We start from the raw sequence: 17,929 nt of genomic DNA, 5'->3' as shown, positions 1-17,929 counted from the left end.
TCTATCACGGTTTTATATCGCGTTTAATGGCTAAGCAGATTGACGAAAACAAAAAGGCCTCAACTTAGTTGAGGCCTTTTTGTCATCTTAAGATGGTACCCGTGGCCAGACTTGAACTGGCACGCTTATTCAGCGAGGGATTTTAAATCCCTTGTGTCTACCGATTCCACCACACGGGCAATGTGTGCGTTTTATCGCTGTTGCGCTAAAACTTAAAGTGGAGGCGCGACCCGGAGTCGAACCGAGATCGACGGATTTGCAATCCGCAGCATAGCCATTCTGCCATCGCGCCTTATATTGAAGGCGTTAAGGCCAACCCTAAAGATTGGAGCGACATATCGGGTTCGAACCGATGACCTATACCTTGGCAAGGTATCGCTCTACCAACTGAGCTAATGTCGCAAGTCTTAATGCTTTCAATCTCAATCAAGTTCTACTTAAGAAGCTTTCCCCTGACTGCGGAATGGCATTCTACCGATTTACGCCCAAGAGTCAACGCTAAATTATGTAATAATCGAGATTAATTAACTGGTTGCTGCAATATTGCTCGTTGTGACTTTTTGTTAACCAATTTAGGTGATAAGCGAATAAAAAAACGCCTGAATCACTGACTCAGGCGTTTATAATCATGCATAATCGGATACGTTACAGGTTAGGCAATGACTGATATTGTAAGCCCAACATCTTTTGCATCACGCCAACAACTTGGCAGCTGTAGCCAAATTCATTGTCATACCAGACATATAAGATAGTACGATTGCCTTCGGCAATGGTGGCCTGTGAATCAACTACGCCCGCGTAACGTGAACCAACTAAGTCTGACGATACAATCTCAGTTGACTCGGTAAAATCAACTTGGTTTTGCAATTCAGATGACAAGGCCACTTTACGTAGATATTCGTTCATATCTTCTTTATTGGTTTCGCCATTGAGGTTTAGGCTGATAATCGCCATCGAGACATTGGGCGTAGGCACGCGAATGGCGTTACCTGTTAACTTACCTGCCAAAATCGGTAGCGCTTTAGCAACTGCTTTCGCAGCACCAGTTTCGGTGATCACCATATTTAATGGTGCGCTGCGGCCACGACGGTCTGCTTTATGATAGTTATCAATTAAATTTTGGTCGTTGGTATAAGAGTGGATCGTTTCAACGTGACCATTAACAATGCCGTACTTGTCATTGACCGCTTTGAGTACTGGTGTTATCGCATTTGTCGTGCAGCTTGCCGCCGATACGATAGTGTCCTCATCTAAGATATCATTCTCATTCACGCCATAAACGATATTCTTAATCGCGCCCTTCGCAGGAGCTGTCAGCAATACTTTTGCCGCGCCTTTCGACTTAAGATGAAGACCTAAACCGTCTTCATCTTTCCAAATACCGGTGTTGTCGACAACTAAGGCATTATTGATGCCATATTGGGTGTAATCAATTTCATCTGGCGAGTTGGCGTAAATAACCTGAATATAAGTGCCGTTAGCAATAATAGCATTGTTGTCTTCATCAACTTCTACTGAACCATTAAATGGTCCATGTACTGAGTCACGACGTAACAAGCTGGCACGTTTTTCTAAATCGCCTTTACGGCCACCACGAAGTACGATAGCACGCAAACATAATTTGTTGCTCACGCCCGTTCTTTCAATCAATAGGCGTGCTAATAAACGTCCGATACGACCAAAACCATACAGCACAACATCACGTGCTTGTTGATCATCTTCGTGATCGATAGCGCTTGCCAGTTCTTGGCTCATATAGGCTTCTATCTGACTTGCATCCTGATGCTCACGCCAGTAGTTGACCGCTAATTTTCCGATATCAACTTTGCATTGCTTTACTGCAAGCTTGCTGAGTGCTTCTACAAATGGGAAGCTTTCACGCAATCTGAGTTTTTCGCCAACATGACGGCGTACTAAACGATGGGATTTAATGATTTCAATAGTCGAAGCATTAAGAAGGGGTTTACCGTATAGCACGACTTCTACACCTTGATTACGGTACAGCTTACCCAACAGAGGCTGCATCGCTTCTGCCATTTCAAAACGTTCTTGCCAACTTTGTAGGTGTTTATCAGCGGTCATTTACAGATCCTTTATCTCACTTTAACTACTTTATTTGTAGAAATATTTGAGTAACAAAGAGAAAAGCCCAATAATCTACTCTTATCGGTACCAAATCCCCTTATTGGTCGGCGCTATTGTAATGAAAACAAGGCTGACGATCTAGTAAGATATTTCCCGTAAATATGTAATAATATTAGATAAAATCACCAGAGGAACTCAGCTTGCGCATAAAGTTTGTAATCATTACACCATTATTGTCGGTTTTAAGCGTTTTCACCCTTTTTGGCTGTGATAATGGCGTTAATACCAGCACCATTTGTAAAAATAATCCTGAACTTTGTGACGATTTACATCGTGACAGTTGGTGTAAATATGAAAAAGCAGACCTGATTAAACAGCGCTATGTGCTAAAAAACAGCCCATCGCCCTCTGGCGAGCAAGTTTACCAACAGCTGATCAACCTAGAAAACTACAATAAATGTATCGAACTGGCTGCAGGTGTTGAGCATATTTTGCACCCAGAGCGCACTAACGATCGCGCTAAAGCTTTTGGTGTCAGCGCACAAAACCTCTCGCAACTGCAAGCTACCACAAAAAATAATCCAGATATCTATCTGTCATTTTATCACTGGACGCGTTTAAGCGATGCTAAGGCGCAAGCACGAGTGATTAAGGCTGAGCGTGCGGGTAAGATAAATGATCCGTTAATATTGGCGCAGTTGGCTGCCTACTATCAAAAATCAGATGTGAATAAGGCAATGGCGCTATATTTTGATTTGTTAGCGTCCACCAGCCCTGAGCAGTTTAATCCCGACTGGTTATTGGGACTCGCCAGCATTTACCAGCAACAAGGCGATTTAGAGAAAACCTACCTGTTTTCTAAAGCTAACATCTTAATGACCAATAATAAGGCTTCAGCGCAAAAAATGAGTGCCTTAGTCAACGGTAATGCTAAGGTTGAGGCACTCTTAACCGAGCAAGCACAAGCCTTGGTTGTGCATCTCAATCAGGGCGACTACGCTTCTAGTGATATTCGACAGCAATTACACCCAAGTGGGCAGTAAATGCTGTTAAGGTAACTTCCGAGACATGGCGCGTTATCCGAGCTAAAAGTATTTTTTTTACAGAAAAGAACCTCTCTTTTGTAAAAAACCTGATCTTTGTAAAGGAAACAGCAAAATTGTTACGCTATTTGACCGATAATTGCTGATATTGCTTGACGATAGCTGTCATTTTGGTAATTTTACTACCAGATTACTTTTATACATTTACTTGAGGGATATGAGATGACTATCCGCGTTGCAATTAACGGCTATGGCCGTATCGGTAGAAACATACTTCGTGCGCTTTATGAAAGCGACAAAAACTATCCAATCCAGATCGTTGCCATCAATGATTTAGGCGATGCTTCTATTAATGCTCATCTCACCAAGTACGACTCTGTACATGGTCGCTTTAATGCCAAGGTTGAGCATGATGACGAAGCTATCTATGTAAACCAAGATAAAATCTTGACCTTCTCTGAGCGCGACCCAGGCAAACTACCTTGGGCAGAGTTAAATATCGATGTGGTATTTGAATGTACAGGTATCTTTACTTCCAAAGAAGCGGTACAACCACACCTAACGGCAGGCGCCAAGAAAGTGATTATTTCAGCTCCTGGGAAGAATGTTGACGCGACTGTCGTCTATGGTGTTAACAATAATGAAATCACCGCAGATATGACGGTCATTTCTAATGCTTCTTGCACCACAAACTGCCTAGCGCCTTTTGCTAAGCCATTAAACGATGAGATTGGTATCGAGTCGGGTTTGATGACCACTATCCATGCTTATACCAACGATCAACGTTTATCGGATGTGTATCACACAGACTTACGTCGTGCTCGTGCTGCGGCTATGTCGATGATCCCAACTAAAACGGGTGCTGCGGCGGCTGTTGGCCTTGTGGTACCTGAGTTAGCAGGCAAATTTGACGGACTCGCCGTGCGCGTGCCTACGGTTAACGTATCATTAGTTGATCTGTCTTTTATCGCAGCACGTGATACCTCGGTTGAAGAGATCAATGCCATCATTGAAAAAGCGGCAAGTGTTGCGCCAATGAGTGAAGTCTTAGCGGTAAATCATGAACCTTTGGTTTCTATCGATTTTAACCACAATCCTTACTCATCAAACTTTGATGCAACTCAGACTCGCGTTAATGGTCGTCTAGTGAAAGTCATGGCTTGGTACGACAACGAGTGGGGCTTTAGCAACCGTATGCTAGATAACGCCGTTGCCTTAATGAATGCTAAGTGATAATTAAGTCTCACTAACCGATAATTATTACCTAAGTCAATGATCAGCAAAAGGAGCCTAATGGCTCCTTTTTCATTTTCTCTTATTCATTTAATACACTTTTACTTCTGGGAATAGTGTCAATTAGGAGAAATTCAATCGTTAAACAGGGTACTAACAAGCAAGGACTTTTATGAAAGGTAAAATGCTCAGTATTTTGCTTGTCTCATTACCTTAATTGATATTGCTGATGTTGATTTTTTCGTGAACGAGAGACACTTATAAAACTGATAAAAAGTGTAAGGTATAAGCTGAATTGACAGATGAGTTTACGATATAGCATGCCATTGATGCTTAAAAGCGTTTGATCCGCACAACTTTCATCACTTCAAATTCAAGTCCTGCCACGGTTTCAACCTCAGGGTAGTAGGTTATATTCACCTTATGTCCTTGTAAACTACGGTATTTTTTCGTGCGCTTAAATTTAAACGGAGCATCGCAGCCTTCTATCATTACCGTATGTTGTACCCACTCGTTGGTTTCTCTTTGAGTATGAGAAAGAATTTTCACCCCCTCTGAATGCACTAAACCATCATGTTTATCGAGCATTTTATCTACAACATGTTTCATAATCAGACCTTTTTACGATGAGTGAGTTTTAACCTACAAAAATGACAATAAAAAATTATACAACATCTCATCGACTTTGCATGCGGCCTTAAATTGTACCAAATTGAGACCGTTAACAATACCTAATCAATTACTTATTAATCGATTAGGTTATCAAGCCCTATCGTTAACGGCTTATCGAACGCAGCAACCAGTAGCACAGTAGCAAGCCAAAAGTGACCTTACCAAGGGAGTGTGCTGCCGTCGTAATTATAAAATCCACCACTGTCTACTAATACAAGCTTTTCGAAACAATGGCTTAAGCCCGCAACAGACTCTTCCACACTGATAAGTGCATTAGGGCCTCCCATTGCGGTTTGTACCCAGCCTGGGTGATATACAGCACAGGCGATACTGTTAGCATGTAAGTCAATGGCGAGACTTTTTACCGCGGCATTAAGCGCCGCTTTAGATGAACGATACAGGTATGCCCCGCCACTACTATTATCGCTAATACTACCCATTTTAGAGGAGATAAAAATCACTTTACTCTGCCTGCTTTGCTTTAAGAGCGGATAACAGGCTTGCGTCAGCATGATTGGGGCGATGGCATTAACTTGCATCACCTTAAGCCACTCTTGCTCGTCACAATGGCCAAATGCAATCCCTTTAGGGCCATAGTAACCCGCATTATTAATCAGCAGATCGATTGGCTCACCAGCAAGGCTATCAATAAACGCATTCATCTCAGCTTTAACGGTGATATCTAATTTAGTCAAGGTTAATTGAGAATACTGCTGACTTAATCGCAGCAATGCATCGGCGTGTTGCGGCGTACGGCAACACGCCGTGACGCGCATACCTTGTTTGAGGTAATGGTTAACAAACCCTAATCCTATGCCACGATTGGCACCAGTGATCACTACATGTTGACTCATATTTCCTTCCTTCTTTTGTCTGCATGTTTAACACTATGGGCGTTACACAAACGCCTTATGACATTCATTCTAGCCAGTATGTTATCTGATTTCGCGTTGGTGCCTCTGTTATCAAGAGAATGTTTTTGCCACAATATCCCCCCTTGTTCTTTTAGATGGCCATCTGCTTTGGATATTTGCCAGTATTTAGCGTCGACATTAGATGCCACTCAAGTGGTTAAAGTGGCGAGTCTACAAACCTTATGGAGCGGTTATGGTGAAATCGCCCGCTATCAGGTTCAGCTCAACGCCAAGCGACACAGTGTGATTGTGAAACATATTTGTCCACCACTTGACGTTGACCATCCCTATCAATGGCACAATGCTAATTCACACCAACGTAAGATGCGCTCCTATCAAGTTGAAGCGCATTGGTATCAACACTGGTCGCACTTATGCGGACAAGCCACGCCAATGCCAACTTATATTGGCCATTACCATGATGACAAGACTAACGAGTCGATCATGATACTGTCTGACTTAGATGCTGCAGGCTATCCACTGCGTTATCAGTCGTTAACGGTTACGCAGACCAAGGCGGTATTAAGTTGGCTCGCGGCGTTCCATGGCCAATTTATTATCCAGGATCCCGCACAGGAGTGGCCAGAAGGGTTATGGCCTCAAGGCACCTACTGGTATCTGGCCACGCGAATGCAAGAATATACCGCCATGGATGACGGCGCGCTTAAACAAGCTGCGCAAGCCATTGATGCGCGGTTAAATCTAGCTCAATTTCAAACCTTAGTGCATGGCGATGCTAAAGTGGCTAATTTTTGCTTTCAGCCTGATGCAGCTGAACATGGTGCAAGTGTGAGTGTTGCTGCCTTAGATTTTCAATATGTGGGTAAAGGTTGCGGTGTAAAAGATGTTATCTATCTCTTAGGCAGTTGCTTGGACGAAGCCATTCTCTTTACACATTATGACGAGCTCATGGAATATTACTTTAGTCAATTTCGCAAGTCAGCTAGCGCTATGTTAAGTGATGCTCAAATCAACGCAGCTATCAACGAATGGCAACAACTGCTCCCCTTTGCTTGGGCTGATTTTGAACGTTTCTTAGCGGGTTGGGCGCCATCACACCATAAGCGTCATCGTTTTAGTGACAAGATGACCCGCCAAGCACTAGCGCTGTTGTAAGTTATGTTGCTAAGTTGCCCCTCCGTCAGTGCTCAATTTTAATTGAGTTCAGCTTCAAAACTATGGCTGCGAGCCTTGGGTCAATAACACTGAACTTACGATTCTTGTCAAGGTGGCATCCCGCCCAATAGCGGTTGTTTACCTAATTGTTACATACCTGTTTACATTATTAGGCTGTAACAAATGCGCCATTAGGCTACCATTCCAACCTTGAACTTAAACATGTCCGTATCATCGCCTCCTTATCGAGGCCGTATGACGACAAATAAGCATACCTTCGCTTCAACAAGAGGAAGCCATTTGTGGCAAGTAAAAAACAAATAATATTACCTATTGTCGTGCTCGCCGCCGGGATTGGCGGATACGCCATCATGGCATCGATGAAACAGCCACCGCAAGAGAAGCCCGCTGTTGATACTACCCCTGTGGTATCGGTCGATATTATTGAAAAGCAGCCGCTGACCTTCGCTGTTAACTCTTATGGCATAGTCTCGGCTAAATATGAAACCGAATTGGTATCTCAGGTCAATGGTGAAATCGTTTATTTAGCCGATGCCTTTGTTCGTGGGGGCTTTGTCAAACAGGGCCAAGTGCTGGCTAAGATTGACCCTAGTGATTACGAGGCGGCGTTAATTGATGCCGAGGCCACGCTGGCATCGGCCAAGGCGACCTTAGTACAAGAAAAAGCCTTTGGCAAAGTCGCCGAAGAGGAGTGGAAACGTATCGAAAATGGCGCCCCAACTCCCCTAAGTCTGCGTAAGCCCCAGCTTGCACAAGAGTTAGCTCGTCTGCATTCATCTGAAGCCGGTGTTTTGCGCGCCAAGCGCAACCTCGAGCGCACCATTATCAAAGCGCCCTACGATGCCCTAATTGAAAGCCGTCACGTCGGCCTTGGCTCTTATGTCAGTACAGGCACGGCACTTGGCAATGTACTCAGTACCCAAAAAGCCGAGATCCGCTTGCCACTACCCGATAAAGAAGTTCGCTACCTTAACGATCGTGGCATAGGTGCTAGTGTCACCCTTAAAGGCGAAATCGCTGGCTTACCACAACAATGGCAAGCCACTATAGTCCGCAGCGAGGGCGTCATCGATGACCGTAGTCGCATGACCTATCTGGTGGCTGAAGTGGTTGACCCTTATGGTTTGGTATCGCCTAAGCAGCCGCTACGTTTTGGCAGTTATATCACAGCCAATATCAAAGGCCGCCAAGCCAAAAGTGTCACGACAGTTGCACGGCATCTTATTATCGATAACAAAATTGCGTTGCTCGATGATAATAACCAACTTAAATATCAAAAGGTGCAGGTGCTACGTGAACAAGGGGCTCAAGTTGTCATAAGCGAGGGGCTTGAGTCAGGTATGAGAGTGATCACCTCTGCCCTCGACTACCCAATAGCAGGCATGGCACTGGCACTAGAAACGAGGCAACCAAAACTTGATGCGCCTCAGGCCACCCCTACCCAAATGGCAATGGACGATAAGGAATAATTTGGATGCCTGATACTCATAAAGGCATCATTGCCTGGTTTGCACGTAATAGCGTGGCAGCCAATCTGTTGATGATCATCATCATTCTGGGTGGCTTAATGACAGCCAACACCATTCGAAAACAGTTCTTCCCGCAAGTGGAAATTAACTGGGTTCAATTCAGTGCTTTCTATCCTGGGGCGGCGCCACAGGAGGTTGAAGAAGGGATCACCATAAAAGTAGAAGAGGCACTCGAGCGGGTTCAAGGCTTGAAACGGGTGATCACCTATTCAAACCGTAATTCAGCATCGGGTTACTTTCGTATCGAAGACTCCTATGATCCACAAGTGGTGCTCGATGAAATCAAATCTGAAATAGACTCCATCTCCAGCTTTCCCGATGGCATGGAGCGTCCACGGGTTGAGCGCATCAAGTTAAGGCAAGAGGTGTTTTACATCAGCTTGTATGGTGACGTTCCACCTAAACAGTTAAAAGAACTCGGCGAAAAAATTCACGATGAGCTGATGCAACTGCCGCTGGTTAATATCACTGAGTTTTATGGCGGTTTAGGCTATGAAGTTGCCATCGAAGTCAGCAAAGATAGGCTGCGTGAATATAACCTGACCTTTAGCGATGTCGCAAGCGCAGTGCGCGGTTATTCGCGCAATATGTCCGCTGGGCAAATTAAAGCGGAAAACGGTTATATCAATCTTAGGGTACAAAATCAGGCGTATGTGGGCTATGAATTTGAAAACCTGCCGCTGATCACCTTAGAAGATGGCACGAATGTGTTACTTGGGGATGTGGCCACCGTTATCGATGGTTTTGAAGAAGGGATCCAATACTCAAAATTTAACGGCAAAAACTCGGTCACTTTCTTTATTGGCGCATCCAACGATCAGAGCATGACAGATGTGGCCAAAGTCGTTAAGCAATACGTTAACGATAAACAGCAAACCTTGCCAGCAGGGCTCAAGTTAGAAACCTGGGTCGATATGACCTACTACCTTGAGGGCAGGCTCAACCTAATGCTCGACAGCATGAAAAGTGGCGCCGTATTGGTGTTTATCATGCTGGCGTTGTTCTTACGGGTACGTTTAGCGTTTTGGGTCATGATGGGGCTGCCGGTCTGTTTCCTTGGCACCTTATTATTTATGCCCATGGCGATGATCGATGTCACCATTAATGTCATTAGCCTCTTTGCCTTTATCTTAGTGCTGGGGATTGTGGTCGATGATGCCATTGTGATGGGAGAAAGCGCCCACACCGAATGTGAAAAGCATGGGCAAAATATCGACAATGTGATCCGCGGGGTGAAACGGGTCGCCATGCCTGCCACCTTTGGCGTATTGACCACCATAGCGGCGTTTTTGCCTATTACGCTCGATAATGGCCCCTCGTCGGCATTTGGCCAATCTATTGGCTATGTGGTGATCTTGTGTCTGCTATTCTCTCTGGTGGAGTCTAAGCTGATTTTACCCGCACACTTAGCCCGCATGAAACCTAAAACCATTGTCAAACCCGGCTCTAAAAAGCCGCTCGACTTACTTAGATTGGCCGTCAACGCGCTGCAATCTCGAGTCGATAACGGCTTACAATATGTGATACGCCATTGGTATCATCCATCATTAACCTTAGCGGTAAAGTATCGCTACGCCGTCATCATGCTGTTTATCAGTTTTATCTTAATCTGCGCTGGGCTCTACTCTGGTGGCATTATCCGCTATGTGGGTCAGCCTAAGATCCCCCATGATTTCCCGCGGGTGAATGTTGAGATGAATGTTGATGCCTCGGAGAAAGCAACTCTGGCGGCCGCCCTCGCTATCGAACAAGCCTTATATGATGTGGATAAAGCCATAGAAGCCGAATATGGGCAAAAAATGATAGCCGATATGCAGGTTGACCTTGAAGGCCGTACCAGTGCCAATATCATGACCAAGTTGGTCGACCCTGAACTGAGGCCAATGGATACCTTTGCCCTTGCCGAGCGTTGGCGACAAGCCATGCCCACCATTGCCGGGGTCAAGTCCTTTACCATACAAGATAATTTATTTGGTGGCGGCCGTGATGACGGTGACATTAGCTTTCGGTTAGAGGGGAAAGATGACGCGCAGCTAGTCGCCGCGGCCTTGGCGTTAAAAGCGAAACTGAACACCTTAAAAGGGGTCGGCGATGTGAATGATAGCCGCCAATCCAGTGCTAAAGAGGTGCAGTTTAAGCTTAAACCCCTGGCTAACAGTGTCGGCTTAACGTTAGCTGATATTGCCGCCCAAGTGAGTGCCAGTTTCTATGGTATGGAGGCGCAGCGGATTTTACGTAACGGCGAGGAGATAAAGGTGATGCTGCGCTATCCTGAGGCGCAGCGTAATGCGATAACCCATGTGACAGAGGTGATGATCCAGACGCCCCAAGGCGCTGAGATCCCATTGTCAGAGCTGGCTGAAATCGAAGTCACGCAAGGGGTGAATGGCATTCGCCGCGAAAACGGTAATCGCACCATCAATGTGTGGGCTACCGTCGATGCTGCGCAGGCTGAACCCTTTAAATTAGCGCAAGATATTCGTGATAACTTTATTCCTGACCTATTGAAGCAATACCCAAGAGTGAAGAGTGAAGTGTCCGGTAATATTCAAGAGCAGATGGAAAGCGCCAGTACTCAGCTACGCGACTTTGTCATTTCGCTCTTGGTGATCTACAGCTTGCTTGCCGTGCCGTTAAAGTCGTACTTGCAACCCTTTATGATCATGTCGGTGATCCCGTTTGGGGTGATCGGCTCAGTTCTGGGGCATATGATCTTAGGCATAGATTTAAGTGCCTTGTCACTGTTTGGGATTATTGCCGCCGCAGGGGTGGTGGTTAACGACTCTTTGGTGATGGTGGATTACATCAATCGCTCACGCCAAAACGGCGTGGCGATGAAAGTCGCGGTGATCAATGCTGGCTGTCGCCGCTTTAGGGCCATTTTATTGACCTCGCTGACCACCTTTATCGGCTTAGTGCCTATCATGACTGAAACCAGCATGCAGGCGCAGATGGTGATCCCTATGGCGGTATCCTTGGCCTTTGGGGTGTTATTTGCGACCGTGGTCACCTTGGTATTGATCCCCTGCCTCTATCTGATGATTGAAGATATTAAGGCGTTATTTCAGCCAGCATCGACAGGAGATACTGCAATGTCACCCACAGATCTACACCCTGAGCCACAATCTTAAATGGTTTAGGTAAGTCGATGACGGTTTAACGACGCAACAAAAAAGCCAGCGAGATGCTGGCTTTTTTTATGTTGACCGTCTTAAGCAATGGCCGTTATGCCGACAGCATGGATTCTATCATCTGCTGCGCCTGTGCCAATAGCTGCTCAAGATGCTCGGCCGATACAAAGCTCTCGCCATAGAGCTTAAACAAGGCTTCGGTACCCGAGGGGCGCGCGGCAAACCAGCCATTCGCCGTCACCACCTTTACCCCCCCAATTGGCGCCTGATTGCCCGGAGCATGGGTTAAGATAGCGGTAATGGCATCGCCCACCAAAGTATCACTTCCCAATAACTCACAAGTGACACTTTGGGTGATTAATTGATTAAATTTGGCTTTACGTTTGGGAGTTACTGGCGAATCGATGCGCTGATAAAAACTTTGGCCGTGACGCTCAACCATCTTCTGATAACGCTGCGCAGGCGTCTGGCCCGTTACCGCTACGATCTCTGCCGCCAGCAAGGCCATAATAAAACCATCTTTATCGCTACACCAAGTGCGGCCATCACGTTGCAAAAATGCCGCGCCAGCACTCTCTTCACCGCCAAAGGCCAATGTGGCCTCACTCAGGCCATCAACAAACCATTTAAAGCCCACCGGTACTTCACACAATGGCCGACCTTGCTCAAGGCATACCTTATCGATCATCGCGCTGGAGACCAAGGTTTTGCCGATGGCTAAGCTGTCAGCCCACTTGGGGCGATGGGTGAGTAAATATTCGATTGCCACCGCGAGGAAGTGATTGGGGTTCATTAAGCCGGTGCTCGGGCACACAATACCGTGACGATCATAATCGGGATCATTGCCTACACAGATATCAAACTCATGTTGATGCGCCAGCAATCCCGCCATGGCATAGGGCGATGAGCAGTCCATACGGATCTTGCCATCTTTATCTAACGGCATAAAGCTAAAGCTGGGGTCAACCTTGTCATTGACTAAGGTAATATCAAGTTGATAGCGCTTAGCAATTTTGTCCCAATAATGAATACCAGCCCCCCCAAGTGGATCGACGCCAATCCGCACGCCTGCACGGCTGATGGCCTGCATATCGATAACATCGTCAAGGGTATCCACATAGGCCGACATAAAGTCGACAGGCTGAATCAAACTGGTGTGGGTCGCCAATGAATAGGTAAGCCGTTTAACGCCCTCGAGCTGCTTAGCCAAATACTGATTGGCGCGCGCTTCAATCCAGGCGGTTATCTCACCTTCTGCTGGACCACCATGTGGAGGGTTATATTTAATACCGCCATCTTGTGGCGGATTATGTGATGGGGTGATGATTAAGCCATCAGTTAATGCCGCGCCCGGTGTTGATTTAGCGCGGTTCGCCCGAACAATCCCATGGGAGATCACCGGCGTTGGCGTAAATTCATCATGGGCTGCCACTCGCGCAGTTACCGCGTTGCCGCTTAACACTTCTAAGGTGGTCACAAACGCGGCTTGTGATAAGGCATGGGTATCGATGCCAACTAACATGGGGCCTGTGATCCCGGCTTGCTGACGATAATCGACCACAGCTTGTACTATGGCTAAAATATGCTTTTCATTAAAACTCTTAGCAAAAGCGCAGCCACGATGACCTGACGTACCAAAACTAACCCGTTGTGAGTCAATGTTGACGTCGGGAGACAATCGATAATAATGGCTCATCAATTTAGGGATATTAACCAAATCCATTTGTGTTGCTGCAAGTCCTGCCCGTTTATCTATCGCCAAAATTGAATCCTGTTTTCGAACACTAAGGGAGTATACCTTGCCAAGGCAAGTACCAAGCTTGTACTGGCAATGTAGTGAATAAATCACTTTTTATAGCCTGAACTTATTACTGAACAATAAAGCCAGTACGCTCAAACTATTGGCGAATTAAAGTCGCACCACTTAAATAAGGCTGACTATCTGTTCAATCTGCTCGCCGTCCACCCCAAACTGGGTTAACACTTCACTTAATATGGTGCGCTTTTTAGCAGTATTGTTATTGGTGGTCACCCAAAAACCGCTTTGGCCAATCTCTTTCGGATTGGCTGACTTACTGGCTTTAAGCAATGAAGCTTTAGAGGTCGCAAAATAGAGACGGTCGCGGCCTTGAATTTGCAATACTTGATCAAATTGCTGTGGCATTGCTTTATAAATGGTTTCTAAACTAAATAAGAAACGACCTACCGCGCCTTTTTGTTGCGCTAAGGCTTCGGTATCGGTCAAGTTATTCACTAAGTTAGGTAACGATGTCGTCGCAACGGCAACAGAAGCAGTCTCATGATTCATCGTGGTTGATGTGACGTGCTCTTGCTGTCTATCCATGCTTGGGTGGCTGATTTTTTCTGGCGGCAGTGTCGTCACGGCCTCCACATCTACACCTTCAATATCTAGGCCCAATAGTCGACGGAGGATCTCAGAAGCACTCTCCCCTATGCGCTCAGTTTTACTTGCGATATGGCGATACAACTCTTCATCAATCTCAATATATTTCATGACCAAAATCTTCCTTAGACAGTGAAAATTAACTCATTATTATTGTTTACTTAGCGATCCATACACTCATTTGTCAGATCCTCCCAAGTGTATGCTATCTGCCCTTATGGAATAAAGAGCTGTGTAGTTAAATTTGATCCATATAGCCCAATGCACCGCAAATTATGGCCCAACAGCCTAAAAACCATGCAGCCAAACTCGGTGTAACGGAATAGCACTGTTATTTAGCCCCGTTTACAGGCACAATTTGGCGCAAATTTTCAACACCGCACACTTATGTCTACTGTCAATTACGTCGTCACAGGCCAAGGGTCGCCAGTTGTCCTGATCCATGGTCTGTTTGGTAATCTCGATAACCTCAAAGCATTAGGCGCTGCCTTGACTAATCATCAAGTGATCCGCGTTGATGTGCCTAATCATGGCCTTAGCCCCCATTGGCAGCAGATGGATTACCTCCGTTTGGCTAAGGCGATGGTTGATCTATTAGATGAGTTGTCCATTGAAGCGGCACATTTTGTTGGTCATTCTATGGGCGGTAAAATTGCCATGGCCACCGCGCTGCGCTATCCAGATCGCGTACTGAGTATGACGGCCGCCGATATTGCTCCTGTAACCTATCAACCTCGACATCAGAGCGTGTTTGCCGGCTTAACAAGCCTAGATGTAAGCCAATTAACCAATCGGGCCCAGGCGCTGGTGCAACTGACTGATGCCGGCATAGACGAAGCAACCGCCCTGTTTTTACTGAAAAACTTACAAAAGTCTGATGTTGGATTTAGTTGGAAGATGAATTTGGCAGGGCTACAAGCCTGCTATGACAACCTTATCGGCTGGCCATTTAGTGACGCCTCCCACTTCCCCCCTTATAGCGGGCCAAGCCTGTGCATTCGCGGCGCAGATTCTGACTATGTTTTAGCCGCGCATCGCCAAGCCTTTCTTGATCAGTTTCCCGCAACTCAAGCTAAAACCATCGCGGGGACGGGTCATTGGCTACATGCACAAAAACCAGCCATTTTTAATCGTATTGTCAGTGAATTTATAGCTCAAAATGATCACTAATGATAAGGGGGTTAACCACATACCTGCTGTGATTAAGGGCAAGCATTACGGCGATAGTTTTCAAATGACGTCGCATAAATCGTATAGCAGCGCGTCATTAACTGTGGTATATTCGCGCCTCTTTTTTTAACCTGAGGGAACGCGGTCATGTTATCTCAGTATATGGAACAGATAGAGGCTTTAGGTTTAAACCTGTTCTTTGCAGCGATATTTTTCTTTATAGGTATGGCGATACATGATGTGCTTAAACAGGGTGAAGTGCCCAAGTTTGGCCGTTACATTGTATGGCTGGTTTTGTTTCTCGGCTGCGCCGGATTTATAGCAAAAGGATTAATACAGATGTCCTGGGAAGGCTCAGGCATTGGTTAACATGTAGTTTCAATGGCAAAAGAATCATCTGACAGAACAACGATAGACCTGTTTGCTACTGAAAAACGTCGAGGTCGTCCTCGCAGCAACCCGTTATCCAGAGAGCAACAGTTAAAGGTCAATAAGCGCAATCAAATACAGCGCGACAGGGCTAATGGTTTAAAACGTATAGAGTTAAAGGTGTCACAAGATTTGTATGACGCCTTGAATGAAAAGGCATTGGCCAGTAACATCAGCCGCAGCCAGTTAATCGAGTCAATTTTGCAGCAGCAGGTTGATCGCTGAACACTTTGCAAATTTGCATCAATAAATTAATGAACTAGATAAAGGAAAGACAATGGCAACTGTAGGTCTTTTTTTCGGCAGTGACACAGGTAACACCGAAGCCGTCGCCAAAATGATCCAGAAGAAACTGGGTAAAAAAATGGTCGATGTTAAAGATATCGCCAAGAGTACTAAAGAGCAGATCGCCGATTACGATCTCCTCATTTTTGGTATTCCCACCTGGTATTACGGCGAAGCGCAATGTGATTGGGATGATTTTTTCCCTGAATTAGAACAAATTGACTTCGATGGTAAGCTGGTGGCCATTTTTGGTTGTGGCGATCAAGAAGACTACGCCGAATATTTCCTTGATGCGATGGGTATGGTTAACGAGATTGTTGAAGCGCGTGGTGCTGTAGTAATTGGCCATTGGCCAACCGACAGCTATGACTTTGAAGCTTCAAAAGGCTTAGCCGATGACAAGCATTTTGTGGGTCTTGGTATCGATGAAGACCGTCAACCAGAATTAACCGAAGAACGAGTTGATGCTTGGGTTAAACAGATCTACGAAGAGATGTGTCTGGCTGAACTAGAAGATTAATCTCCTGCTTTAGTAAGGATGATTGCAGATATATAAAAGCGGCTTATGGCCGCTTTTTTTAGCACATCACTATAGATAGAAACAGCTAGAAACCGCTGCAATTCTAGCCGACAACTTTTCTAGTCTTGTAGATAACCAAAGATAGCAAAGATAACAGTAAGATGGATAACAATAGCACACCTCAACATTGGGATATCTTTTGCGCTGTAGTCGATAACTATGGTGACATCGGCGTCACTTGGCGCCTTGCTAAGCAATTGGCGGCAGAATATCAACTTGAAATTAATTTGTGGGTCGATGATCTGCACAGTTTTTCGCATATTTTACCCAGTCTAGATCCAACTCTGGCGATACAATCTTTTAATGGCGTCACCATCAAGCAGTGGCATCACCCCTTGGATCTTGAGTATCGCTGCGGCGCAGTCTTGATTGAAGCCTTTGCCTGCGAGCTGCCCGAAGCAGTGATTGATACGATCACAGCTTGCCATCGCAGTAGCGAACAAAGACCGCCAGTTTGGCTTAATCTTGAATACTTAAGCGCAGAAGATTGGGTCGAAGGCTGTCATGGGCTGCCATCTCTGCAACATAGTGGTTTAAAAAAGTATTTCTACTTCCCAGGCTTCACCGCTAAAACAGGTGGACTCATATGTGAACGCAGCTTATTCACACAAAGAGATGAGTGGCAGGCAGATCCACAAAACAAACTGGACTTGTTTAAGCAGCTAGGACTCAACGGCATTGCAGCGCAAGACACTGTGGTGAGTATCTTTAGCTACGAGACGCCCTGCCTCAATGGCTTATGCGAGTTATGGCAAACATCAGCGCAAAAGATCCATGCGCTTATCCCCCTTGGTCGCAGTTTAAACAGTCTCAGTCAATCGCTACCGGCATTGGCTAACGCCCGTGCTGGCCAGCAATTTGAATTAGGTAAGCTAACGCTACATATCCTGCCAATGACAGATCAATTGGGCTTCGATCGCTTGTTATGGAGCTGTGACATCAACATTGTACGCGGCGAAGACTCGTTTTTGCGGGCTCAATGGGCAGCAAAACCCTTCATATGGCACATTTATCCTCAAGAAGATGATTATCACCTAATAAAATTACGAGCCTTTTTGCAACTTTATTGTCATAATCTGCCCCCTGAAATAGCCAAGGGCTATGCAGCATTGAATTTGGCCTTCAATCAAGACGACACCACCACATTGATTGAACTGTGGCAAACACTTAATTTAGCCAGTAGGCCGATGATGCAACACGCAAAACAATGGCCTATTGACGCATTAAATGACACAGATCTTGCTTCGCGACTAGTTCAGTTCGTTAAAAATAGCTAAGATACTGCGTTGAAAATAGAAAAACCTAAAATAGGAAAAG

At 45.6% G+C, this 17,929-nt stretch carries 15 protein-coding genes and 3 tRNA genes; 10 read left to right on the top strand and 8 right to left on the bottom strand.

Going from position 1 to position 17,929, the window contains the following annotated elements; translation table 11 throughout:
- Positions 1-93: 93 nt before the first annotated feature.
- The 4 genes from AC5YBZ_RS08880 to AC5YBZ_RS08865 form a co-directional block, all read right to left on the bottom strand.
- A tRNA-Leu gene (locus AC5YBZ_RS08880) sits at positions 94-179 on the bottom strand.
- Positions 180-218: 39 nt separating this feature from the next.
- Positions 219-292, bottom strand: a tRNA-Cys gene (locus AC5YBZ_RS08875).
- Between the two features lie 34 nt (positions 293-326).
- Positions 327-402 (bottom strand) — tRNA-Gly (locus tag AC5YBZ_RS08870).
- A gap of 243 nt (positions 403-645) precedes the next feature.
- Positions 646-2,082 (bottom strand): glyceraldehyde-3-phosphate dehydrogenase, encoded by a 1,437-nt coding sequence (locus AC5YBZ_RS08865; protein ID WP_494519118.1) that lies wholly within the window; start codon positions 2,080-2,082, stop codon positions 646-648.
- Positions 2,083-2,285: 203 nt separating this feature from the next.
- Here AC5YBZ_RS08865 and AC5YBZ_RS08860 point away from each other — a divergent pair, with 203 nt between their 5' ends.
- Positions 2,286-3,128, top strand: a complete 843-nt coding sequence (locus tag AC5YBZ_RS08860; protein ID WP_494519119.1) for a DUF2989 domain-containing protein — start codon at positions 2,286-2,288, stop codon at positions 3,126-3,128.
- A 222-nt stretch (positions 3,129-3,350) separates the two neighbouring features.
- Entirely contained in the window at positions 3,351-4,361 is a 1,011-nt protein-coding gene (gene gap, locus AC5YBZ_RS08855) for a type I glyceraldehyde-3-phosphate dehydrogenase (RefSeq protein WP_494519120.1), read from the top strand.
- Positions 4,362-4,694: 333 nt separating this feature from the next.
- On the opposite strand, the gene AC5YBZ_RS08850 is transcribed toward gap, so the two are convergent.
- Both AC5YBZ_RS08850 and AC5YBZ_RS08845 read right to left on the bottom strand, forming a co-directional pair.
- Positions 4,695-4,970, bottom strand: a complete 276-nt coding sequence (locus tag AC5YBZ_RS08850; RefSeq protein ID WP_494519121.1) for a hypothetical protein — start codon at positions 4,968-4,970, stop codon at positions 4,695-4,697.
- Between the two features lie 221 nt (positions 4,971-5,191).
- Positions 5,192-5,887, bottom strand: a complete 696-nt coding sequence (locus AC5YBZ_RS08845) for an SDR family oxidoreductase (protein ID WP_494519122.1) — start codon at positions 5,885-5,887, stop codon at positions 5,192-5,194.
- 168 nt (positions 5,888-6,055) lie between these two features.
- On the opposite strand from AC5YBZ_RS08845, the gene AC5YBZ_RS08840 reads away from it, so the two are divergent.
- From AC5YBZ_RS08840 to AC5YBZ_RS08830, 3 genes are all read left to right on the top strand, one after another.
- Positions 6,056-7,063 (top strand): phosphotransferase, encoded by a 1,008-nt coding sequence (locus tag AC5YBZ_RS08840; RefSeq protein ID WP_494519123.1) that lies wholly within the window; start codon positions 6,056-6,058, stop codon positions 7,061-7,063.
- A gap of 302 nt (positions 7,064-7,365) precedes the next feature.
- Complete coding sequence (locus AC5YBZ_RS08835) at positions 7,366-8,553, top strand: efflux RND transporter periplasmic adaptor subunit (RefSeq protein WP_494524778.1); 1,188 nt, start codon at positions 7,366-7,368, stop codon at positions 8,551-8,553.
- A 5-nt stretch (positions 8,554-8,558) separates the two neighbouring features.
- Complete coding sequence (locus AC5YBZ_RS08830; RefSeq protein WP_494543688.1) at positions 8,559-11,744, top strand: efflux RND transporter permease subunit; 3,186 nt, start codon at positions 8,559-8,561, stop codon at positions 11,742-11,744.
- A gap of 94 nt (positions 11,745-11,838) precedes the next feature.
- On the opposite strand, the gene pgm is transcribed toward AC5YBZ_RS08830, so the two are convergent.
- Positions 11,839-13,506: a phosphoglucomutase (alpha-D-glucose-1,6-bisphosphate-dependent) gene (pgm, locus tag AC5YBZ_RS08825; RefSeq protein WP_494543687.1), complete on the bottom strand. Its 1,668-nt coding sequence runs from the start codon at positions 13,504-13,506 to the stop codon at positions 11,839-11,841.
- Positions 13,507-13,668: 162 nt separating this feature from the next.
- Positions 13,669-14,259: a replication initiation negative regulator SeqA gene (gene seqA, locus AC5YBZ_RS08820; RefSeq protein ID WP_494519127.1), complete on the bottom strand. Its 591-nt coding sequence runs from the start codon at positions 14,257-14,259 to the stop codon at positions 13,669-13,671.
- 276 nt (positions 14,260-14,535) lie between these two features.
- Here seqA and AC5YBZ_RS08815 point away from each other — a divergent pair, with 276 nt between their 5' ends.
- The 5 genes from AC5YBZ_RS08815 (at position 14,536) to earP (ending at position 17,889) form a co-directional block, all read left to right on the top strand.
- Positions 14,536-15,318, top strand: coding sequence for an alpha/beta fold hydrolase (locus AC5YBZ_RS08815; protein WP_494519128.1), 783 nt, complete (start codon positions 14,536-14,538; stop codon positions 15,316-15,318).
- Positions 15,319-15,465: 147 nt separating this feature from the next.
- On the top strand, positions 15,466-15,687 hold the full coding sequence (locus AC5YBZ_RS08810; protein ID WP_475516834.1) for a DUF2788 domain-containing protein: 222 nt from the start codon (positions 15,466-15,468) through the stop codon (positions 15,685-15,687).
- Positions 15,688-15,699: 12 nt separating this feature from the next.
- On the top strand, positions 15,700-15,972 hold the full coding sequence (gene ybfE, locus AC5YBZ_RS08805; RefSeq protein WP_110457905.1) for a LexA regulated protein: 273 nt from the start codon (positions 15,700-15,702) through the stop codon (positions 15,970-15,972).
- Positions 15,973-16,024: 52 nt separating this feature from the next.
- On the top strand, positions 16,025-16,552 hold the full coding sequence (gene fldA / locus AC5YBZ_RS08800; protein ID WP_494519129.1) for a flavodoxin FldA: 528 nt from the start codon (positions 16,025-16,027) through the stop codon (positions 16,550-16,552).
- A gap of 161 nt (positions 16,553-16,713) precedes the next feature.
- On the top strand, positions 16,714-17,889 hold the full coding sequence (gene earP, locus AC5YBZ_RS08795) for an elongation factor P maturation arginine rhamnosyltransferase EarP (protein WP_494524776.1): 1,176 nt from the start codon (positions 16,714-16,716) through the stop codon (positions 17,887-17,889).
- The last annotated feature ends 40 nt before the right edge of the window (positions 17,890-17,929 follow it).

The organism is Shewanella sp. 553 (genome assembly GCF_059338375.1).
This window is presented reverse-complemented; position numbering and strand designations above follow the sequence as displayed.